At 63.4% G+C, this 20,829-nt stretch carries 25 protein-coding genes and 1 pseudogene; 17 read left to right on the plus strand and 9 right to left on the minus strand.

The window, feature by feature from the left end:
- Positions 1-72 precede the first annotated feature (72 nt).
- A complete protein-coding gene (locus tag AC58EF_RS25355; protein ID WP_497279261.1) occupies positions 73-708 on the plus strand; it encodes a TonB-dependent receptor in 636 nt (211 codons plus the stop codon).
- A gap of 72 nt (positions 709-780) precedes the next feature.
- Here the strand turns inward: AC58EF_RS25355 and AC58EF_RS25360 are convergent, their stop codons facing one another.
- Positions 781-1,236 carry a hypothetical protein gene (locus AC58EF_RS25360; protein WP_037474351.1) on the minus strand — a complete coding sequence of 152 codons (456 nt, stop codon included), beginning with the start codon at positions 1,234-1,236 and terminating at the stop codon, positions 781-783.
- A gap of 591 nt (positions 1,237-1,827) precedes the next feature.
- Here AC58EF_RS25360 and AC58EF_RS25365 point away from each other — a divergent pair.
- From AC58EF_RS25365 to AC58EF_RS25375, 3 genes are read left to right on the plus strand one after another with little or no spacing between them, the layout of a single operon-like run.
- Entirely contained in the window at positions 1,828-2,382 is a 555-nt protein-coding gene (locus AC58EF_RS25365; protein WP_004212921.1) for a YgjV family protein, read from the plus strand.
- Positions 2,379-2,978, plus strand: a complete 600-nt coding sequence (locus tag AC58EF_RS25370; RefSeq protein WP_004212923.1) for a GNAT family N-acetyltransferase — start codon at positions 2,379-2,381, stop codon at positions 2,976-2,978. Before AC58EF_RS25365 ends, AC58EF_RS25370 begins: the two co-directional genes overlap by 4 nt.
- A gap of 28 nt (positions 2,979-3,006) precedes the next feature.
- A complete protein-coding gene (locus AC58EF_RS25375) occupies positions 3,007-3,303 on the plus strand; it encodes a GNAT family N-acetyltransferase (RefSeq protein WP_257011066.1) in 297 nt (98 codons plus the stop codon).
- Positions 3,304-3,975: 672 nt separating this feature from the next.
- Here AC58EF_RS25375 and AC58EF_RS25380 read toward each other — a convergent pair.
- The 3 genes and pseudogenes from AC58EF_RS25380 to AC58EF_RS25390 all read right to left on the minus strand — a co-directional run bounded on the left by AC58EF_RS25380 (position 3,976) and on the right by AC58EF_RS25390 (position 5,656).
- A complete protein-coding gene (locus tag AC58EF_RS25380) occupies positions 3,976-4,290 on the minus strand; it encodes a ribbon-helix-helix domain-containing protein (RefSeq protein ID WP_066269038.1) in 315 nt (104 codons plus the stop codon).
- The gene (gene parA, locus AC58EF_RS25385; protein WP_004212927.1) at positions 4,287-4,940 is read right to left on the minus strand and encodes a ParA family partition ATPase; all 654 of its coding nucleotides are present in this window, start codon (positions 4,938-4,940) and stop codon (positions 4,287-4,289) included. The genes AC58EF_RS25380 and parA overlap by 4 nt, the downstream gene beginning before the upstream one ends.
- A 75-nt stretch (positions 4,941-5,015) precedes the next feature.
- Positions 5,016-5,656 (minus strand): annotated as a pseudogene (locus AC58EF_RS25390) (transcription elongation protein SprT).
- A 403-nt stretch (positions 5,657-6,059) separates the two neighbouring features.
- On the opposite strand from AC58EF_RS25390, the gene AC58EF_RS25395 reads away from it, so the two are divergent.
- Genes AC58EF_RS25395 through AC58EF_RS25405 form a run of 3 tightly spaced genes read left to right on the plus strand, consistent with a single transcriptional unit; the run spans position 6,060 to position 7,224 of the window.
- Entirely contained in the window at positions 6,060-6,326 is a 267-nt protein-coding gene (locus AC58EF_RS25395) for a type II toxin-antitoxin system RelB/DinJ family antitoxin (RefSeq protein WP_004212930.1), read from the plus strand.
- Positions 6,313-6,594, plus strand: a complete 282-nt coding sequence (locus AC58EF_RS25400) for a type II toxin-antitoxin system YafQ family toxin (RefSeq protein WP_004212931.1) — start codon at positions 6,313-6,315, stop codon at positions 6,592-6,594. Before AC58EF_RS25395 ends, AC58EF_RS25400 begins: the two co-directional genes overlap by 14 nt.
- Before the next feature lie 9 nt (positions 6,595-6,603).
- A complete protein-coding gene (locus tag AC58EF_RS25405; RefSeq protein ID WP_037492298.1) occupies positions 6,604-7,224 on the plus strand; it encodes a histidine phosphatase family protein in 621 nt (206 codons plus the stop codon).
- On the opposite strand, the gene AC58EF_RS25410 is transcribed toward AC58EF_RS25405, so the two are convergent.
- From AC58EF_RS25410 to AC58EF_RS25420, 3 genes are read right to left on the minus strand one after another with little or no spacing between them, the layout of a single operon-like run.
- A complete protein-coding gene (locus AC58EF_RS25410) occupies positions 7,221-8,183 on the minus strand; it encodes a tyrosine-type recombinase/integrase (protein WP_004212934.1) in 963 nt (320 codons plus the stop codon). The two genes, AC58EF_RS25405 and AC58EF_RS25410, sit on opposite strands and share 4 nt — an antisense overlap.
- Positions 8,180-8,575, minus strand: coding sequence for a hypothetical protein (locus tag AC58EF_RS25415; protein WP_062069509.1), 396 nt, complete (start codon positions 8,573-8,575; stop codon positions 8,180-8,182). Before AC58EF_RS25415 ends, AC58EF_RS25410 begins: the two co-directional genes overlap by 4 nt.
- Positions 8,576-8,612: 37 nt before the next feature.
- A complete protein-coding gene (locus AC58EF_RS25420) occupies positions 8,613-8,978 on the minus strand; it encodes a DUF7673 family protein (protein WP_004212937.1) in 366 nt (121 codons plus the stop codon).
- A 294-nt stretch (positions 8,979-9,272) separates the two neighbouring features.
- Between AC58EF_RS25420 and AC58EF_RS25425 the strand changes: the two genes are divergently transcribed.
- The 9 genes from AC58EF_RS25425 to AC58EF_RS25465 all read left to right on the plus strand — a co-directional run bounded on the left by AC58EF_RS25425 (position 9,273) and on the right by AC58EF_RS25465 (position 18,477).
- The gene (locus tag AC58EF_RS25425; RefSeq protein ID WP_066269041.1) at positions 9,273-11,417 is read left to right on the plus strand and encodes a TonB-dependent siderophore receptor; all 2,145 of its coding nucleotides are present in this window, start codon (positions 9,273-9,275) and stop codon (positions 11,415-11,417) included.
- A gap of 580 nt (positions 11,418-11,997) precedes the next feature.
- Positions 11,998-12,282, plus strand: coding sequence for a hypothetical protein (locus tag AC58EF_RS25430; RefSeq protein ID WP_004212939.1), 285 nt, complete (start codon positions 11,998-12,000; stop codon positions 12,280-12,282).
- 20 nt (positions 12,283-12,302) lie between these two features.
- Complete coding sequence (locus tag AC58EF_RS25435) at positions 12,303-12,722, plus strand: periplasmic heavy metal sensor (RefSeq protein WP_037473048.1); 420 nt, start codon at positions 12,303-12,305, stop codon at positions 12,720-12,722.
- Complete coding sequence (locus tag AC58EF_RS25440) at positions 12,719-13,291, plus strand: RNA polymerase sigma factor (protein WP_066269048.1); 573 nt, start codon at positions 12,719-12,721, stop codon at positions 13,289-13,291. Before AC58EF_RS25435 ends, AC58EF_RS25440 begins: the two co-directional genes overlap by 4 nt.
- Before the next feature lie 88 nt (positions 13,292-13,379).
- On the plus strand, positions 13,380-15,395 hold the full coding sequence (locus tag AC58EF_RS25445; protein WP_066269052.1) for a copper resistance system multicopper oxidase: 2,016 nt from the start codon (positions 13,380-13,382) through the stop codon (positions 15,393-15,395).
- Positions 15,385-16,659, plus strand: coding sequence for a copper resistance protein B (locus AC58EF_RS25450; protein WP_066269059.1), 1,275 nt, complete (start codon positions 15,385-15,387; stop codon positions 16,657-16,659). The genes AC58EF_RS25445 and AC58EF_RS25450 overlap by 11 nt, the downstream gene beginning before the upstream one ends.
- A gap of 48 nt (positions 16,660-16,707) precedes the next feature.
- On the plus strand, positions 16,708-17,091 hold the full coding sequence (locus tag AC58EF_RS25455) for a DUF305 domain-containing protein (RefSeq protein ID WP_037472990.1): 384 nt from the start codon (positions 16,708-16,710) through the stop codon (positions 17,089-17,091).
- A 58-nt stretch (positions 17,092-17,149) separates the two neighbouring features.
- On the plus strand, positions 17,150-17,599 hold the full coding sequence (locus AC58EF_RS25460; protein WP_047100380.1) for a DUF411 domain-containing protein: 450 nt from the start codon (positions 17,150-17,152) through the stop codon (positions 17,597-17,599).
- A gap of 86 nt (positions 17,600-17,685) precedes the next feature.
- Complete coding sequence (locus tag AC58EF_RS25465; RefSeq protein WP_231725740.1) at positions 17,686-18,477, plus strand: DUF2231 domain-containing protein; 792 nt, start codon at positions 17,686-17,688, stop codon at positions 18,475-18,477.
- Between the two features lie 88 nt (positions 18,478-18,565).
- On the opposite strand, the gene AC58EF_RS25470 is transcribed toward AC58EF_RS25465, so the two are convergent.
- Positions 18,566-18,970, minus strand: a complete 405-nt coding sequence (locus tag AC58EF_RS25470) for a four-helix bundle copper-binding protein (RefSeq protein WP_082736288.1) — start codon at positions 18,968-18,970, stop codon at positions 18,566-18,568.
- 280 nt (positions 18,971-19,250) lie between these two features.
- Positions 19,251-20,234, minus strand: a complete 984-nt coding sequence (locus AC58EF_RS25475; protein WP_037475983.1) for an FAD-dependent oxidoreductase — start codon at positions 20,232-20,234, stop codon at positions 19,251-19,253.
- 222 nt (positions 20,235-20,456) lie between these two features.
- Between AC58EF_RS25475 and copC the strand changes: the two genes are divergently transcribed.
- Positions 20,457-20,825 (plus strand): copper homeostasis periplasmic binding protein CopC, encoded by a 369-nt coding sequence (copC, locus tag AC58EF_RS25480; protein ID WP_037475981.1) that lies wholly within the window; start codon positions 20,457-20,459, stop codon positions 20,823-20,825.
- Positions 20,826-20,829: the final 4 nt, after the last annotated feature.

A 20,829-nucleotide genomic window follows, 5' to 3' on the forward strand; every position in this document is an offset into this window, starting at 1 on the left:
AGCAGCTTGTATCCGGCCATCTGCTTCTGGAAGCGCAGAAGACGGCGCTCGTCGCGGGCCTCCATCATTTCGCTGCAGTCGGGGGATCAATTCTCATCGCTCGATGTCACCAGCGCCGCGCTGGAGCCGGAGAGGTTCGACAATTACGAGCTTGGCCTCAAATGGGATATCCGCCCGACGCTGAACCTGACCGCCGCCATCTACCAGCTTGACCGCACCAACACCCGCGCGGCCGACCCCAATGACCCCGCACGGACGGTGCTCACGGGCGCGCAGCGCAGCAAAGGGCTCGAACTCGGCCTTAGCGGCGCGATCACACCCCAGTGGCAGATCAGCGCGGGCTATGCGCTGCAGGACGCGACAATTCGCAAAACGACGAGTGCCGCCCCGGCCGGGCGCGAGGTTCCGCTGGTTCCAAAACAACAGGCTTCGCTCTGGACGCGTTACGACCTCACCCCACGCTTGGGGGCCGGCGCCGGTGTCTACCACCAGTCGAAAAGCTTCACGTCCATCAGCAACACCGCCATCCTGCCCGCCTTCACCCGCGTCGATGCCGCCGCATTCTTCAAGCTCACCCCCCAGATCGAGGCGCAAATCAACGTCGAGAATCTGCTTAACAGCGATTATTTCTCGTCCGCCTACAACGACAACAACATCATGCCCGGCGCGCCGACGACGGTGCGCGCAACGGTTAGAATGAGATTATAACGGTGTTGGCCAACTTGGTCGGGTGCGGATCAAGCCGCCCTCGCAAAAGTCGGTGAGACGCCGCTGGCCGGTTTAGAAACCAGTCTTCGCCGATGGATCACAGGACTGGCGCATGAACTCCAGGGCATCACCGACGCGGCGCACCGCGTCGTTGTCCCCGACGAATATATCGAGACCCTCGTAGGGCTGCGCGCCCCCTTTGATCTCCACCGACGCCTGGGGCGCGTTGGCCGAGTAAAGCGGTCGGATCGCAACCACCTGATCTAGTTTCACGCTGAGGGCGCTTTTGTCGGCGAGCGTGAGCGTAACGAGGCAACCACCTTTCACTCCTACGCTCGTGATCCTGCTGTTCCGCACGAAACCCGGCCAAGGCTTTGCGACGGCTGTGCCGCGGGTCAGCATGTCCTGGACGAACTTCGACGCACCCGCGGCGGTTCGTGGTTTGGCGGGCACCACCTGCTGAGCCGCCACGGGCGCTGCGCTTCCGAGCGAAAGTGCGTAGATCAATAGGTCAGGACGATGGGGCATCAGTGAACTTTAGCCGACCTTAGTCCTGCGTGGCGATAGGCGGAGGCGGCGCGGGCGCCTGATGCCGGGCGGGAAACAACGGCACGCCACCCCTATGATGGCCGTAGCCGTAATCACCTACGTCGAGCTGGAGAAGGCAATTCGCATAGCTCTCCGTTCCAGGCTGGAAGCCGTAGCTCGCACACGCCGCCCGATGGCGAGCGGCCATTTCTCGCGGACTGACGCAGCCAGAAAGCACGAGCGACGTCGAGATGGCGAGAAGCTTGAAAGCGTCACGCACCATTGTCCTGGTCCAAACAAGGGCGGAACCCAAGGGGAAGAGCGCCGCGCTGGACGCAGAATGAACCAGTCCTCGTCAAAAGCCAAATGCCATTGTGGCCGGGACTCGCGATGGGAAAGCGGTCGACGACAACGCCACATTAACCTTCTTCCTTCACGGTGGAAGCCGGACCAACCCCGACGCGAGCGTGCATGTCGCTTTTCCTCGATCAAACGTTTGCGAGCACCGGGTTAGCTGCGATCCTATTCGGGGCTGTTGGTCTCGGCTGCGTGGTGAGCTGGCCGCTCCTACCCTCGCGCCGGGGAGCGCTCATGGTGCAGGGCGCGGGCGCGGGCGCATTCGCGCTTCACTTCGCGCTGATCGGCGCGCCTACCGCTTCGGCCGCATGCCTTCTTTCCCTGATGCAGCTCACCGTCGCGCTGGTGGTTCGTGACCGGGTTGCCAAGCTCGCGCTCGACGGCGCGACGTTGCTCGCGCTGCTGTTGCTCACCGTGGCGACCTGGCATGGAATCCTGTCCGGCCTTGCCGCTTGCGGCGGTGCATCTTCTTTCATTGCGCGGACCCAGCGATCAACGACGCGGATGAAGATCGTCTTTCTCGTGGCCGCGCCCTTCTGGCTGGCCCACAATCTTCTCATTGGCGCACCGTTCGCCTTGGCCGTTGATCTTGTATCGGTCGCGGGGAATCTGCTCGGGCTTTTTGCCTTTTGGAAGCGGGAACAGCGTCAAGCGGACGGGCCGCGCAGCCTCAGCTATCCGGCGCGGCTTTCCCCACGTCACGCTTTCCGCTCTGGTCACCTTTCCCTCGGCAAACTCGCGATCTCAAAGCGCGCGCGCGCGTTACAGGGAGTCCAGATCCTCACATGACACAGGTAATATACGCGCGCCCACTCCCGCCGGCGCGTTCGATAGCTCAAGTAGGCGGAAAGCAGAGCTGGAGCGAGCTACGGCCGGCGAACCTTGACGACGCTAAAGCTTTGGTACGCTTGAAGATCGCCCTCGCTCGCGAAGCGGAACATATGATCTTCGATGTCCGGGATCGAGGGGAACTCCTGCGCCGCACAACTGCCGAACTAAACGCCGCCGTAGCCGGCGAGCGAGGCATCTTCGTCCTGCAACGCATAGGCGACCTCGTCGGCTACATAGATGTACGGAGCGTGTGCATCGAAGGCGCTGCAGAATTTGCCTCTTTTAATCTGGCTATCCGGACACGGTGGCAGGGACGTGGGCTTGGAGCAAGCCTGGTGAAGTCCGCCGAGGAATGGGTACGTCGCCGTGGCTTGCTCTTCCTGATCTTCCACGTCGCTGTTCGCAACGACCGGGCGTTCGCATTTTATGAACGGCTTGGCTATACCGTGTGCGGAGATGTTGTGGCAGCCAATAAAGAATCAGGCGTTATTGGCGATTACTACGCGATGGGCCGAATGCTCGATGCTGATGCTGAGGAGGATGCGTTAGCGTGATGCATAACTATCATCCCGCCTTTCCAGACTGACTGGCCCCTGTACATTATCGGGACACGGATTCACGGTAGCGGCTCGACAGCGTGGTCGTGGCGTCGGACGCTCAATTTACTCGACGGTCGAAAGCTGGGCCGCTGCGAGAGGTGCCACAGAGATTCGGTTGGCCGTGCTGGAAGCGAATGAAGCGGCAGAGCGATTTTGGCGTTCTCTCGGCTTCATTGAGTATCGGCGCGTTGGGCCAGACACCTTCAAAATGCGTAGCCATCGCCGGATAGAACTGAGCCGTCGCCTTTCTGGCGCGACCGTAGAAGGCAGCAACAAGTAAGATCTCGCGCCGGCTATCTGGGCGAGCTTGGCGTAGGATTCCGCCCCCTCCCGCAAACGCCCCCAGTGTCGTGGCGTTAACTGCCATGTTTGCATGTGAACATGACGACATTGAGTTTAACTTCGGCCCAGGCTCCTTCCGATCAACCAAAGCTGGAAAACATGGGCCGCCACGAACGCGCCTCCAATAAAGATCGGGGACGGTAACAGCATCCCCTCCTGCCCTGGCCTCGGCGTTAGGGTCATCGCGGTAACATTGAACAGCCCCAGCACACAGATCGCAAGGAAGGGCGTGAAGCTGAGAGCTAGAACGCGAGGTGCGGACCAATTCACCAAATTGGAAAGCGGCTCTGATCGTGATTGTGTTGAAAAAGTCGGTGCTGAGGTGCGTCCCGCCGATTTTCGGTAACAATGATGCAGACGGCCCGCGCCCTGCGAATCATTGATGCGCCTGCCACTGCGCCTGAATTCGAATATTACCCAAGGAAATGCCTCTGAGAGTTTTTCAACACAATCATCGTGAAAGCCGCCATTGCATCGGCAGTTTCCTTTCCTGCCGGAAACGGGCGTTTGCCCGGATGGACAATCCGATCATCACCAGTGCGAAGATGGCGGACACGATTAGCACGGCCATGAGTTTTCCCCTAAGCTATATGTTTGCATGTGAACATGCTCACTTGCCTACAGGACTTTCCCCCATCTTTCGGAGCCAGTCGTTGAACGCCTCGGCCATCGCGTCCTGCAAGCTCATGCCGTGCTTGCGGGCGGTCATGTGCATGGCGAACGACATTTCCGGGCTGAAATAGCCCGTCATCGCCTTCTTGCCCTGACGGCTCGGCGCAACCGGGCTGCTGCTCGAACTGCTGCCGGTGCCTATGCCAGTGCTGCGGGCGCTCGGCGCGGCCGCCCTTCCCTCCGGCTCGGCCGTCGCCGGCGTCGGCGCTGCGTCCCGATCCCGCAATGCAAGCAATGATCCCTTCCGGCTCATGCGCTGGCCCTCCGCTTCCTATCTGCTGGCATGTTTACATGTTCACATGCCCACTTGTAAAGCTGACGCACCTCATCGGCCGCCTTGCCATTCGGTTCGATCTCCATCACGGTTTTTCCCTCGGTCGCCGCATGGCGGAACGCGGCGCGATCCGCGACACGCAGCGGGCAGGCGTCCAGCCCGTAACCCTGCACGAGCTGCGCCGCCTCGTCATACATGCGTGGCGCGGTCGGGCTTCCCGCCGTGAAGATCACGAAAGCGGGCTTGCCGCGCATCTTCACAAGGCTGGCCGTGGTCTTGATCGCGGCCAGGTCGAACGCGCTCGGCCGACAAGGTATCAACACCAGGTCGGCCGCCTCGACGGCGGCGCTGGCGGCGCTGTCGGCATGGGGCGGGGTGTCGATCACGATGAACTCCGCGCCCTGCGCCGTCGCTTGCTCGATCTTGGCGGCAAGGCGAGGGGGGGCGCTGTCGATCACGACCGGGGGCGCGTCCTGCCGCCATGCCGCCCATTGGCTCGCCGTCGCCTGCGGGTCGAGATCGATCACCAGCGCGGTATGCCCGGAATCCTCGGCGGCTGCGGCCAGGTGCAAGGCGAGGGTGGTCTTGCCCGCGCCCCCCTTCTGGCTGATGATCGCGATTGTTGGCATGTGAATATCCTTACATGAACTCATGTTTGCATGTGGTCATAGCGCAAGCGGCTATCGGATGAAAGGGCAGGGCGTCTAGCCGTCCTCGCCGCCCTCATCCTCGCTGTCATCGTCCAGCGCCTCATGGCTCATCTGGCCGTGATCCTCGATCGGGCAAAGCGGCGCTCCGGCCTGCTCAAGCCATTTGCGCGCGGTCCTCGCGGTATAGCCGCACGTCGCGCACTCGCATTTCAGCATCCGGGTTTTCTGCTCCTTGGGCGCGGTCGACTCCCCGTCCGTGTCGAGACGGGCATGGGGGAGGGGGCCAGCGGCATCGAGGATCGGTGCGACGGCCGCAAGGAACGCCTCGCCGGGGGTGGTGGCGCGCATAGGCCCGACCAACCCCAGCCCCAGCGCGACCCGTTTAAACGCCTTCCCATGCCCTGCCGGGATGCCGACGGCGGCATGGACCAGCTCATGCGCGAGGATGGCCGCGATCTGCGCCGGCATCGCATCGGGCGCGTGCGCTAGGTCCGGGCGAATGAAGATTTCAAAATGCCCGTCCGCGCTAAGTCGGTTGTCCCAGCACTCACCGATCGCCTTGCCCTTCGCGCCTCTGCTGGTGAAGCCGATCGCCACGCGTAAGCGGTCGGGCAGGGGGCGTCCAGCGCCTCGAACAGCAGAGCCATGCCCTGCGCCACGGCATTGAGCCAGCTTTCGCGGGTTTCGTGGGTCATCGTCTTTACTCCCTTCAAATCGCCTGTCCGGCGATGGCCATGCCATCGGCCGGAACACGGACGCCCAAGAACGCCGGCGAGAGAGGGGGGCAGCGGGAATCTGCGGGAGTGGTGCGCGGCGCAGGGAGGCGCAGCCGAGTGAGCCACGGTCCCGCTGATTGCCGTTGCGGGGGAGAGGCGGCCGGGACCGCCTTTCCCCCGGCACTGCTGCGCGAGATCCGCGCAGCGATCTCGCTTCCGCCATGTGGATCGTTACCTTGGGCCAAGACCGCTTGCGGGCTTGGGGAGCGTGAGCGACTAGAGCCACGGTGCCGCGCCAGCGGCAGGCGCATAATCACCGCACCCATTGCCAAAATCAGATTTTGTGACTACATTGGGACTACGTTTTCAGAAGGAAATCCCAATGGCTGTTTCCGACACCTATGTCCGCGCCAGGATCGACAATACGACGAAGGAACGCGCCACCGCCGCGCTGGGCGCGATGGGCCTTTCGATCTCCGACGCTATCCGGCTGCTGATGCTGCGTATCGCCGACGAACGGCGCTTGCCTTTCGAGGTCAAGGTTCCGAACGCCGCGACACGCGAGGCAATGGCAGAGCTGGCGGCGGGGAAGGGGACCAAGTTTGCCAGCGTCGATGCGCTGATGGCGGACCTCCATGCGGACGATTGATCGTTCGACCCGGTTCAAGCGCGACTACAAGCGGGAATCAAAGGGCCGACATCGAGCGACCCTCGATGCCGATCTTCTGCCCGTCCTGGCCGCGCTCGCGACCGACACGCCGCTTGATCCCAAATACCGCGACCATGATCTGAGCGGCGATTGGGCGGGCTACCGCGATTGCCACGTCAAGCCCGATCTGGTGCTGATCTACGCCAAGCCCGACGACGAAACGCTGCGCCTCGCGCGCCTTGGCTCGCATAGCGAGGTATTCGGATAGATGACGCATATGCGGGCGATCTTCATCCGCCACGGCGAATCTACAGGCAACGCCGGCGTGCCGTGTCGCGATCTCGCGACGATCGAGCTGACGGAGCACGGCCACGAACAAGCGCGCCAGGTCGCGGCGAGCTGGACGCAAGCGCCCGCGCTCATCGTCACGTCGCCCTATACCCGCACCCGGCAGACGGCCGCGCCGACGATCGCGCGCTTCCCCGGCGTCCCGGTCGAAGTCTGGCCGATAGAAGAGTTCACCTATCTGCAACCGGCGCGCTGGAACGGCACGCGCAGCGCCGAGCGGATGCCGCACCTCGAACGCTATTGGAGCGAGGCCGATCCTGATTATTGCGACGGGGAGGGGGCGGAGAGCTTCGCCAATCTGCTCCGGCGCTGCGAGTCGGCGCTTGCCCGCCTCGCCGCCATGCCGGCCGCTTCGCTGGTCTATGTGTTCGGGCATGGGCAATTCATCCAGGCCGCGCGCGCGATCGTCGCCGACGCTCATCTGGACGATCGGGGCAAGATGCTCGGTTTCTGGCACAAGGGCGAGCCGCCCGCGATCAGCAACGCGCAGCAGGTAGGGTTCCATTGGCAGGGCGGGCGCTGGGGATGTGCGCCAGCGATCGCCGCCTAGATCAACACCCGCTCCACCTCGTCCAGCGTCACGTCATCGGGCCGGCGGTCATAGAGCTGGGTCGTGCGGGTAGAGCTGTGGTTCGCCATCGTCGCGGCCGTCTCCAACGTGCCGCCGTTTTTCAGATAGGTGGTGATTCCGGTCGCGCGGAACGAATGGTTGCCGATCGCCGTCCCGATCTCGGCCGCGCCTGCGCGCCGGCGCACCATCGCGAAGGCATTGGCTTGGGGCAGGGGGGTATCGCTTAGTCGCTTAGTCCCGCGTGCGATCGTGCGGAACAGCGATCCCTTGCGATCCTCACGCAGCGCGCACCCGTCGATATAGGCGGTCAGATAATCCTCTAGATTGTGATGGCAGGGCATTTCATGGCGCTTGCCGCCTTTCTCGTGCAGTCGGACCCATAGCCGCCTGTTCTGCATGAACACGTCCTCGACCCGCATCGCTAGCGCCGCGCCGATCCGCGCGAAACTATAGACCATCAACCCGATCAGGGCGCGGTCGCGCAGGCCCGCATGGGTGGTCACGTCGATGCTGTCGAGCAACCGCCGCGCCTCGTCCGGGGCCAGCACCGGCGTCTTGCCGCGCCGCTGGCTATGCGCCGGCCCGCGCACCGATCCGGCAGGGTTCACCGGCACGATATGGCCCGTCACCAGCCAGTCGAACAGGTGGCGCACGCCGGCGAGCTGCTGCTTGACGCTGGGCGCGGCCAGCTCGCGCCCCAGCGCCTCGACCCAGGCCGCGACGTGGAGCGGTTGCACGGCCTCAAGCGAGGCGACGCCGCGCGCCTCACACCAGGCCAGGAAGTCGCCGGCCGCGCGCATATAGGCGCGGCGCGTATGCGGGTTGCGAATGGTGACGGCGAAGAACTCAAGGAAGCGCAGCCGCGTGGCGTCGTCGGCCGCCGCGATCAAGGCCGGCAACGCCAGCGCCGGCGAGGGCAGGGGGGCGAGCTGGTTCATCGTGCGATCTTCTGCCAACGGGCCGGCTCGGGGCGAGGCTTCGCCAGCTCCCGGCGCAATTCGTCAAACATCTCATCAGCGGGACGAACGCGGCCCGCCTTCACGTCCTCAAGCCCGCGCGCAACCGACTCGTCTAATATCCGGCGTAGCAGCTCGTCGCGCAAATCGCGGTGCGGCTCCATGTCGATAAAGTTCTTGACGATCGCGAACACCGCCTCGGACGGATCAACGAAATGGCCCCGCTCGACCTGCGCCAACAGCCAATCGGCCATGTCGCCGGGTAGATACGCCTCGAAACGCAACCCGCCCGCGCGCGCCTGCTCGCACAGCGCCTTGGCTTGGTCGCGCTCGGCGTAGTTGTCGGCAAAAGCCTCGTCGTCATTTTCGATCATGCCGGCATCCCTTTTTGCGGTGGATCTTCGGAGGCGTTTAAACGCTCTCTGCGGGGTCGCCGCGATAGCGCACCCAAAGGTCGCCCATCGCGTCGCGGTAGCCCCAGGCATCGGCGTAGGTGGTCGACTCCTGCGCCAGATAGGCCATGACCGTAAGCATATCCTCGGCAATGACGGCATCGACGTTGCAAAGGTGGATGATCGGGAAATGCCCGCACTCGTCGCCGTTCCACCAGGCCAGCAGGAAATCCGCGACCTTGCCGGATGCGCCGGTTTCGGCCGCGCGTGTGGGCGGCCGCGCGATCGGCAGCAAGCTGCCGATCGCCGCGCCGGCCTCATCGAAACTGACGGCCCGGATGACGGGGCGACGTTGCGGGGGTGTCGTGGCGGCCGTCCCGGTCATGCGATCATGGTCCCTAGAGTGTGTGATAAAGGACATTATCACATATAGAGGCGCGACGCTAGCGAAACGACCACCGCAGGCGCCGAGATCCCGAACTCGCCCCCTAATCTGGTGAGCGACGGCAGGGCTTGCTCACCGATCTGGCGGCACACCGTTCGGGCGTCTCCAACTTAGGGGGTCGATGCGCACCATTACCTTCATCACGCACTTTCAAGTCAGACATCGGCTATTGCGAAGCAGTTGCATATATCATAGGGCGGCGCACAGATTGAGAACGATTCGCAAGGGGGTAAAATGAAAAAAAGTACATTAAGCGGCGCGTTAGGCCTTGGATTAATGGCCGTGCCCGCAACGGCCCAGGACCAGCCAGCTCCCCCGGCTACGGACGCACGCCAAACAATCATCGTCACCGGCGTCCGGGACGGCTACCAGGTCGATGCGACCAGCACCGCCACCCGCACTCCGACCAGTCTCAAGGACGTTCCACAGGCGGCATCGATCATCACCGAGGCGCAGATTGACGATCAAGCTATGCGCTCGATCGCCGACGTGCTTCGCTATGTCCCCGGCGCGGTGATATCTCAGGGTGAGGGTCACCGCGATCAGATCATTCTGCGCGGCAACAACAGCACCGCAGACTTCTTTGTCGATGGCCTGCGTGACGACGTGCAATATTACCGCGGCCTCTACAACGCAGAGCGGATCGAGGTCCTGAAAGGTCCCAACGCAATGATCTTCGGCCGCGGTGGTGGGGGTGGGATCGTCAACCGCGTCACCAAGCGCCCCGGTGCCAACGCCTTCATCAGTAGCAGCGGTTCGGCGGATACATATGGCGCATGGTATATCGACACCGACATCAACCAACCGATCAGCCAGTCCGCCTCGGCTCGACTGAACGCCGTCTATGAGGAGTTCAACAGCAACCGGGACTTCTACGACGGACGCCGGCTCGCGATCAATCCGACCTTTGCCGTATCGCTAGGCGGCACCACACGGATCGACCTGGGCTTCGAATACAACAATGACAAGCGCACGATCGATCGAGGCGTTCCCTCGGCTGCCCAAGGCTCTCTGACCAGCCCGTCACGCCCCCTTACCGGTTTTCGCGATACCTTTTTTGGTGTGCCGGGATTCAACGTCAGCGATTTCGAGGCTAAGGTCCTAAGCGGGCGCATCGAGCATCGGTTTAGCGACAACCTGACCGTAACCAGTCGCGTCCTCTACGGAGATTATGACAAGCTCTATCGAAACACTTTCGCGGTAACCCCGGCCACCCCGCGCGGCGCCGTCCAGAGCGTCGGCCTCGAGGCATATAGCGATCCCACGACGCGCAAGAACCTGCTCAACCAGAACGATCTCGTCTGGACCGTCACCACCGGCCCCGTCCGCCACGTGCTGCTCGCCGGCTTCGAATATGGCGATCAGCGCACGCGCAACCAGCGGATCAATGGCTTTTTCGGAAGTGGTGATATCGTCAATGGAGGGCGGCGCGTCTTTGTCGCGTTGGCTGACCGAATCACGGTGCCGCCAGTCACGCTGCGCACCACCGCCAACACCGGCTACCGGTCTATCCGGACAAATGCCGACGCCACGGCCTTCTATGTGCAGGACCAGATCTCGATCGGCGAACATGTCGATGTCATCGGCGGCGTTCGCCGCGACCGCTTCAAGCTCAGCATCGATGATCTCGTCGCCGGGCGGAGCTATAGCCGGACCGACACCCTCTGGTCTCCCCGCCTTGGGGTAGTGCTGAAGCCGGTGCAACCCGTCTCGATCTACGCCAGCTATAGCCGGTCCTTCCTGCCGCAATCGGGCGATCAGTTTTCATCGCTCGACATAACAACCGCCGCGCTGGAACCAGAGAAGTTCGACAATTACGAAGTCGGCCTCAAATGGGATGTTTCCCCAACGCTTAACCTGACCGCTGCCGTCTACCGGCTCGATCGCACCAACACCCGCGCGACCGACCCCAACGACGCCACGCGGACGGTGCTAACGGGCGCGCAGCGCAGCAAAGGGCTTGAGATCGGCCTCAACGGCGCGATCACACCCCAATGGCAAATCAGCGCCGGCTACACGCTGCAGGACGCAAAAATCCGCAAGACAACGAGTGCGGCTCCTGCCGGCCGCGAGGTCCCGCTTGTGCCCAAGCAGCAGGCTTCGCTCTGGACCCGCTACGATTTCACCCCTCGCCTCGGGGCCGGGGCGGGTATCTACCACCAATCGAAAAGTTTCACCTCGGTCAGCAATGCCGCCGTCCTGCCTGCGTTCACCCGCGTCGATGCCGCCGCGTTCTTCAAGCTCACCCCCCACATCGAGGCGCAAATCAACGTCGAGAACCTCCTTAATAGCGGCTATTTTTCGTCCGCCTACAACGACAACAACATCATGCCCGGTGCGCCGACAACCGCGCGAGCGACGGTTAGAATGAGCTTTTAGACAAAGGCTTTTCCTTTGGTGCTGGATGCTTTCACCGTAGTTGTTCAGCACGCACTAAACCGCCTCCTCGGCGGGGGGGCAGACACAGACATGGCCCCTCCATTTCCTCCAGAAGACGATAGTGTCGATCTATCGCCGCTGCCCGTTCTTGGACCATTCCGCTTGCCGTCACCCAACTCCTGCGGACAGCGGAATGGTCATGTGCCGCTGCCCGGCTCACGAGCAATATCGGCGGCTTGTTGCCAATCGCGCTATCTGGTCGCGACAAACGTCGACATATGCACGGCCATGCCGTTGCCCACAGCCGCCACGCACACATTGTCGCCCCCTCGCTTGACCTGACGAACACCATGGTTGCCGCCCTAGCTGCGCTCGGCCTGCCAACAGAGGTGAATCAGGGAATTTTAAACAGGGACGCGTGGATCGCCGGCCTGCGTGCGAGCTGTGAACGATTGGGCGCAATGGAAAAGTGCGCCGCCGCGCCCGGGGGCGTTCCCGCTTAGTGACATTCGTTCACGTCGGATTCGAGGGGTGTTCGCCGGCCGTGCGTAAAGGATGTGAGCACGGCGGAGGAATGAACATGGATATGGATTTGGACAGCGCCTTGCGCCGCCTTGCCGAGCAGCCGCTTCATCCCCGGCTCGCTGAACTGGAAGGCGATGTCATGCGGTTGATCGCGGCGGAGCGGCGCGCCGGCGGCGGAGTGACACTGCGGACTGGCATGCTGGCAGCGGTAGGCGCGGTCGCCTTGGGAGTGGTGGGCGGCGGATTGTCGTCCGCAGCGGCGCCTGCGCAGATGCCGACGCTGACGCCTTTCGGGCCTGCCGCGCCGCTAGCGCCTTCGACCTTGCTGGCGTTCCAGTGACGGGCAGCGCCCGGAGAACGATGCTGATCGCGGCCGTCGTGTTCTTGGCAGCGATCGCAGGCGTGTGGGCTGGGCGCGAGTTGTTCCCTTCCCCACCGAGCCCGGGCGTGGAACTTCATAGCTTGCTCCACGACGGGCTCGAGCTGGACGAAGCTCAACGGACCAAGCTCGAGACGCTGGAGTCACGCTTCGCCGTTCGAAGGCGTGCCTTGGAGCTTGAACTCAGGGCCGACAACGCCCGGCTTGCCGACGCCATCGAGGCCGAACATGGTAACGGGCCGCAGGTCGCGGCGGCCGTCGATCGTTCGCACGGCGCGATGGGCGAGCTCCAAAAGGAGACGTTGAACCATATGTTCGCGATGCGGCAGATCCTGCGGCCCGACCAGGCGAGGACGTTCGACCGCGCGGTGGTTAAGGCGCTGACCGCAGACGCGCGGTGAGTCTTGAACTTTCGGCCTGCACGGACGGCGAACTCGCCGCCTTGACGCTCGCTGGACGTCAGGCCGCCTTCGCCGAGATCATGCGCCGGCACCAGGAGCCAGTCTACCGCCTGATCCGTGCACATATCGGTGACGCTGAAGAGGCGCTTGACCTCACTCAGGAATGCTTCGCGTCCGCCTTTCAGAACCTGCCAAGATATGACGGAGATCGGCCGCTCGCTGCGTGGCTGGCCCGCGTGGCGATCAACAAGAGCCGCGACTGGCATCGGCGGCGGCGCATACGCCAGATATTATCGTTCGCTTCTTCGCTGCCGCCCGAGACGATGGAAAGTGAGTGGGACGAGGCGCCAGGCGCCGACGCGGTAACCTTCGACCGCGCGGAACTAGTCCGGCTTTCGCGCGCGGTGTCCGAGCTGCCGGCAACGCTCAAGGAGACGCTCTTGCTGCGGACCGTGGAAGGCTTGTCCGAAGCGGAGACCGCAGCCGCGCTGGGGATCAGCGGCAAGGCCGTAGAGATGCGGCTCCGGCGCGCGCGCGCGAAGTTGTCGAAAATTTTCGACTTCGCATGAGGGGATGGGCCGGTTCGCGCGTAATGAAGGGTAACGACGGCGGCCCCCTCCCGCCGGCCGCAAGCATTGAATGGAGCGAAAGAACGGCATGAGCCGCAATCTGAACCGGCGCGACGTGATGCGCGGAACCGCCATGCTCGGCGGCACGCTGGCCATGTCGGCCTACCTGCCAGCTTGGGCGCAACCCGTGTCGCGCGGCATCGCCAAGCCGCTGCCGATCGTATCGGGCACGGAAATCGCCCTGACGATCGACCGGATGAAGCTGGTCATGGACGGAATTACAACGCCCGCGATCGGGGTGAACGGCACGGTCCCGGCGCCACTCGTCCGCCTCAAGGAGGGCCAGAAGGTCCGGCTCGCGGTGACCAACAATCTTGACGAGGATAGCTCGATCCACTGGCACGGCCTCATTCTGCCGTTCCAAATGGACGGCGTGCCGGGCATCAGTTTCCCCGGCATCAAGGCACGTTCGACTTTCGTGTACGAATTTCCAGTCGTGCAGTCAGGCACCTACTGGTACCACAGCCACTCGGGCGAGCAGGAGCAGGGCGGGCTCTACGGCCCCATCGTCATCGATCCCGCGGGACCCGACCCGATCGCATTCGACCGCGAGCATGTGATCGTCCTCTCCGACCATAGCGAAATGACGGGCGAGGAAATTTTCCGCAAGCTCAAGCAGATGGGCGGCGCCTATTTCAACTATCAGCGCCCGACGCTGAGCGGGCTGCTCGCCGGCCGCGAGATGCGCCTCAAGGATCGGATGGAATGGGGCAAGATGCGCATGGACCCGGCCGATATTGCGGATGTTACGGGGTCGACCTACACCTTCCTCGTCAATGGCTTTGGCCCTTACGACAACTGGACGGGCCTCTTCCGACCGGGCGAGCGGGTTCGGCTGCGCATCGTCAATGCTGCGGCGCAAACCAACTTCAACGTGCGCATCCCTGACTTGCCGATGACGGTGGTGCAGGCCGACGGCCAGAACGTCCGGCCGGTAACCGTGGACGAATTCCAGATCGGCGTCGCGGAAACCTTCGACGTGATCGTGACGCCCGAGGACCGCGCCTACAGCTTCGTTTCCGAGGCGATCGACCGATCCGGCATGGGGCGCGCGACACTGGCCCCGCGCGAGGGCATGATCGCCCCGGTCCCGCCGCTCCGCCCGCGCACGTTGCTGACCATGACCGACATGGGCATGGACATGAGCGGCATGAGCGGGATGGAGGGGATGTCCGGTATGGCGGACGAGAACCCGGTCGCAAAGCGCGGGCCGGATCCCACGTTGATGCAGAATGCCTCGCGCAACCTGTGGAAGCTCACCGGGTGGAAAGAGCCCACCGATCACGGAACGAAGGCGGTAGGCGCTGCGATGGCCGGCATGGCTGGGATGGGGGGCGACCAGATGAGCGGCGCTATGCCAGGGATGGACCATAGCCAAATGGCGGCGGGCGCTGCCGGGATGGCGGGCATGGACCATGGTCAGATGAGCAGCGGCGGCATGGCCGGGATGGATCATGGGTCAGGCGGCAGCATGGACATGAACATGCGCAACCCCAAGAACGCGCCCGGCGTCAAGATGGGGCCGGGAGTGCAGACCATCTCGCCGATGCCGAAGGACCGCACGGGCGAGCCGCCGCAGGGGCTGGAGGACGCGGATCATCGCGTGCTCACTTATCGCGATCTTGTCGCGCTCGACCGCAACCCGGACGTTCGCGCCCCGTCGCGTCAGTTGGAGATCCACCTGACGGGCAATATGGAGCGCTACATGTGGGGCTTTGACGGCCAGAAGATGAGCGACCCTGCCGACCCCATCCCGTTCCGCAAGGACGAGCGCGCGCGCGTCACCCTGGTCAATGACACGATGATGCCGCACCCAATTCATTTGCACGGCCACTTCTTCGAGCTGGTGACCGGACATGGCGACTTCGCGCCTCGCAAGCACACGGTGAATGTGGCGCCCGGCGGTAAGATGACATTCGACGTAACGGCCGATGCGCCCGGCGACTGGGCGTTCCACTGCCACAATCTTTATCACATGACCGCGGGGATGATGCGTGTCGTGACGGTTCGCCCGATGGGCGAGGAGAACCGCGATGCAGCCTAAGTTCCTCTTGATCGCTGGCGGCGCGGCACTTGCCCTCGCAAGTCCGGTGGCCGCGCAGATGGACCATTCCAACATGCCCGGCATGAAGATGCCGCCGCCAAAGACGCCAGCGGCGAAAAAGCCTGTCGCCAAGAAGCCCGCAGCAACCAAGCCTGCCGCGCGCAAGGAGTCCGCGAAGCCTGCCGCCAGGTCGACACCGCGCGCGAAGGCGGGATCGGCGGCCAGGCCCGCCGCAAGTCGGTCCGCCAAGCCGCCGGCCCCTGGAGCGGTCGTTGCCGATCCTCACGCCGGTCATGACATGACGGCCATGCCGGGCATGACTACGCCTGGAGCCAACCCCAATCCTGGTGCCGGGCACGACATGTCGGCGATGCCAGATACCTCCGGCGGTGCCGCCCCCGGCCAGCCAGGTGCCATGCAGGGCATGGACCATGGTTCGGGCGCTATGCAAGGCATGGCGGGTCATGACATGGGAAGCATGCCTCCTTCGGCGACCGGCATGACGATGGTCGGGACCAACCTGCCGGCCGGCAACGCTCCGCCGCCGCCGATCCCGACGGATCGGGCCGCGGACCAAGTCTACTCTGCCGCCGCCATGGCGCATTCGCAGCAGCATCTGCAGATGCACGGGGGGCAGAATTTCTCGCAGGTCATATTTAATCTGGCCGAATACCAGGTCCGCGACGGTCGCGACGCCTATCGATGGGATGGCGGTGCCTGGTACGGTGGCGACATTAATCGCCTGGTTCTTAAAACCGAAGGCGAAGGGAACTTTGGGAGAAGCCTGGAAAGGGCGGAGCTGCAGGCGCTCTATGCACGGGCGATCGGACCCTTCACCGACTTCCAGGCCGGGATTCGTTACGACTTCAAGCCCAACCCCTCCCGTGTCTACGCTACGGTTGGGTTCGAGAGCCTGGCCCCAGGCTTTTTCGATGTGGAGGGCGCACTGTTCTTGTCTAGCAAGGGTGACGTGCTCGGCCGCGTTGAAGGGTATTACGATCAGCGTATCACCCAGCGCCTGATCCTCCAGCCTCGTCTCGAAGCGGAATTTGCGGCGCAAGACGTTCCGGAAGACCGGATCGGCTCGGGCTTGTCGGACCTCGAGCTTGGCTTGCGGCTGCGCTACGAGGTGAAGCGCGAGTTTGCCCCTTATATCGGTGTTTCATACGAGCGCAGAGTGGGCCGCTCTGCTCGTTTTGCACGCGAGGACGGCGAGGATGCGTCATCGACCAGCCTTGTTCTGGGCATTCGCACATGGTTTTGAGGCCGATTGGGCTTTGTTGCGTTGACTAAGTCCAAGAAGGAGCAGGCAATGTTTAAGACACTTACAGCTCTGGCTCTGGCGGCGATGGCAGCGAGCCCGGCTTTGGCTCAGCAGCAGATGCAAGGCATGGACCACTCGAAAATGCAGGGCATGAACCACGACAACATGCCTGGCATGAACACGCCCTTCATGCCCGCCGAGATGGCGATGCACGAGAAGATGATGAGGGCCAAAGGCGCCAATGCAAATGAGACGTGGGCCCGCAAGATGATCGAGCATCACCGCGGTGCGATTGCCATGTCGCAGATCGTTCTCCGCGAGGCGCCCGATGCGAAGACCCGGCAAATGGCTCAGAAGTCTATTGCCGAGCAAAACAAGAGCATCGGTGAACTCCAGGCGATGCTCCGGTCGATGAGCAAGCGACCTCAGTGATAATCTTCGTTCCTCCCGCCCCACGAGGGGGCGGGAGGAATGACCAAGGAGTTTTTCCATGAAGACAGCTTTACGATCCGCGCTTACTGCCGCAGCCTTGTTGGTTCCGGTTGCCGTCAGCGCGGCCACCCCGATCGTTATGCACCGCGATCCCGGCTGCGGCTGTTGCGCCAAGTGGGCAGCGCAGGTGCAGCGGCAGCTCGGGCGCCAGGTGCGCGTCGTCGATGATTCCAATCGCCCGGCGCTGCAGAAGCGCGCGGGGGTCCCTGCGGACGTCTCGTCCTGCCACACAGCAATCGCCGATGGCATGGCTTTCGAGGGCCACGTGCCGATTGCCGATATGAAGCGGGCTCTCGCGACCCGGCCCAAGGGTGTGCGAGGCCTCGCGGTCGGCGGTATGCCGCTCGGCTCGCCGGGAATGGAAGTGCCGGGCGTCAAGACGCAGGCCTATGACGTGGTCGCCTTCGGTCCCGGCGGGCGCCGCCTGTTCGCGCGCCACGGCAGCTGATCGGCGGTTTTTTCAGGCTGGGGCGGCAGACGCGGTCGCCGCAGCTGGTGTAGCTCCACGGCCCAGTTCGTCTTGAAGAGCGGGCGATGGGTTTCACGAAAGGATTTGGCCGGGTGAGGCAAACGGGCATTGATGAACACGAAACAAGGGGTTGGGTGATGCGCGGTAAACGAAGCGGAGCCTTCGCTTTGCTCCTTGCGGTTGCAATGTCAGTAAGCACATCGGCAGCGGCGCATGAAGATCACGATGCGCTCGGGGCCGGGCCAGGTGCTAACAGCGCAGTCGAGACTCAGAAAAAGGATGGAGCAGACGCTGGCGACGGCCACATGGGCATGGGCTCTATGTCGACCGTGGACATGAACATGGGCGGCCGCGACATCGCCGGCGACGACATGGACATGGGCGGCATGCACGAGGAGACCGCCAACAAGAACAAGAGTTTCGGTGAACGGCTTGTGAGCTGGCTGGGCCGGCTGCACACCATGGTCATTCATTTTCCCATCGCACTGTTCATCGGTGCGTTCGGGGTGGAGCTGTTCGGGTTGTGGCGCCGCAACCGCGACTATCAGCATGTCGCCCACATCATGTTGGTAGTCGGCGCGCTAGGCGCGATCGCGGCGGCGTTTCTGGGTTGGTTCGCGGGCGGGTTCTACCTGACCGATCGCAACCCGATCCTGATGACGCATCGCTGGCTCGGGACCTTGATCGCGGTCTTCGGCGTCGCGCTGGCTTGGATGCCAGCGCGCCACCGTAAGGTTCCCGAGCGGTCGCGGACGTTGTACTGGGTGGTGCTTGGCCTGATGACGCTCGCTATCTCCATCCAGGGATTCCTTGGCGGAACCTTCATGCACGGCGGAATATACCACTTGGCATTCTGAACCGGTCCGGCTGTGCGCATAAAGCGGTCGTTTTCTGAACAGGCACGGCCGAGGGCGCGTCTTCACCGAGGACGCGCCCTTTGACTGATCAGCGGATCGACTGAACTGCTTCGCTGCAGGCCTGCTCGCAGCGATGGCAGTGTTCAGCGCAGATGCGGCAATGCTCGTGCGTGCTCGCATGCTTCTCGCATTCCTCCGCGCACAGCCCGCAGGCGATGGCGCAGGCTTGAAGAGCCGCGACCAGCGCTTGCTCATTGCTGCCGGTGCGGCGGGTGCCGAGAGAACCTGCCGCCAGGCAGATGTCGGCGCAGTCGAGGTTCAGACGAATGCACTGGCGAAGCTGCGCGACCATCTCTTCCGCCAGACAGGCATCAGCGCACGACGTGCAGATCTGAGCACATGAGTAGCACTCCTCAATACAGCGGATCAGTGCGTCGTTCGTGTTTCCCTTCACGTCCGGATGCGTGGCGATCATCTCTTGCATGTGGTGCATGGTTCTCTCCTGTTCAGGTAGCGGTCACCCCCTGTCTAAGTAAGAGGTACGAACCTGAAATGTTCCGGCCTTTGCGTCGGACCGTTCAGCCGCTTTGGCGTATCGATTAACCCCCGGCGCCGGGGGTAGCGCACAGTTTCGACGGCCACGCCGCCTGCGCGCGCGCACCATCGTGGTGCGGGATCATCGAACCGAGAAGGGCCGTGTCGCCGATCGCCGTGTGGTACGAATCAGCGCTCCGGTTTAGGGCTTTCACTCGTTGCACTGCCAATGGCTCACCCTAGGTCGGCGGTAGGCCCTGAGCCGGCCACAGCCCGGCCATGGCGGATGCCAATCCGCTGTCGCGGTCGCGCAACAGGTTATGGATTGCGGTCGCAGCGACCGCTGCTTGTCCGGTCGCGACGCTGATCTGATCGAGCCCTTCCACAACGTCACCAACCGCGTAGAGGCCGGCAACCGAGGTTTGTTGGTGGGCGTCGGTCAGCACGCATCCCGTTGCCGCGAGCTTCGCGCCCAGCGAAGTGGCAAGCCCTGTTCGAGGCGATGAGCCGAGCGCAGGGTAAAGCGTGTCGAATTGTAGCTCCAGGCCATTGGCCAATCGAACCTCGACACAATCGCCAAGACGCAGCTGCTCGACAGGCGAGGGCGCGACATCGACGCCCTGCTGGGTCAGCCTGGCAAATTCGGTCGGTGCGAGGTCGAGCGACCGTTCGGCGAGAAGCGTGACCTTGGCACCATAAGCGCGCAGGAATTCGGCTTCTTCAGCGCCATGGCGGTCGCAGCCGAGCACCGCCACGCTCATCCGCCGAGCCTCATAACCATCGCAAATCGGGCAGTAGCGGAGAAGGCCACGCGCGACGCCGATGTCATGCATCGCATCGGGCATCTCGGGACGTCGATTGACGACACCCGTCGCGAGCACGACGGTCCGCGCGTACAGGACGTTCGGTCCGCAACTTGCCGAGAAGTGATCGCCTGATGCGACGATCGCGTCGATCTCACCGCTCTGGACCGTACCGCCATATTCATGCAGCTGAGCCTGCAGGCGCGCAAGAAACGTGACGCCGGAAATGCCGCCGGGAAATCCTGGGAGGTTGTGCGAGCGCGGGATGGAGGCGGCGCGCCCCGCCGCCGCGTCGTAAACGACGCAGCTCCTGAGAAAGCGGGAAAGATAGATCGCGGTCGTGAGGCCAGCGGGACCGCCGCCCACAATCAGACAGTCGATGACCTCCTCGGGATCGCCAGTCCAGCCTTGATTGGTCAACCGCAACCTCATCATTACCCCGCGCATGCGCCCGGCGGGCCCGCGGCCCTACTCATTCGGGCGGTAGGCGCAGGTAGAAAGCGCTTTGTACTCCCTTGTGAATACGTGCCGATGCCGCTTCCCCCTCATCAAGAGGGTGCGGCGGCACGAAAAAAGATCGTGAGGGGTGACCCGTCCTGCTGCGTAATACAGGTGAACTCAACGGAAATGGAGATTACCCGCATGCGTCGCTTGTTCATCACGACTGCTGCCGCCGCCTTGTTCTTCGCAGGCGGCGTGGCAAACGCGCACCCGAAGCTGGTGTCCGCCAGCCCCGCCGCCAACGCGGCGGTCGCGACCCCGGAGAAGATCAGCCTCCAGTTCAGCGAGAAACTCGTGCCTGCTTTCTCCAAGGCCGAACTGATCATGGCCGCGATGCCTGGCATGGCGGCCATGAAGATGCCGAGCAGCGCCGCGGTCGGCTCCGACGGGCGTACGCTCACGATCATCCCGAAGCAGCGTCTCCCGCGTGGGCGTTACAACGTCGACTGGCAGGTCGTTTCCGGCGACACGCACAAAATCACTGGCAGCTACACCTTCACGGTGAAGTGAGCGG

The organism is Sphingobium sp. WR1, from assembly GCF_059693745.1.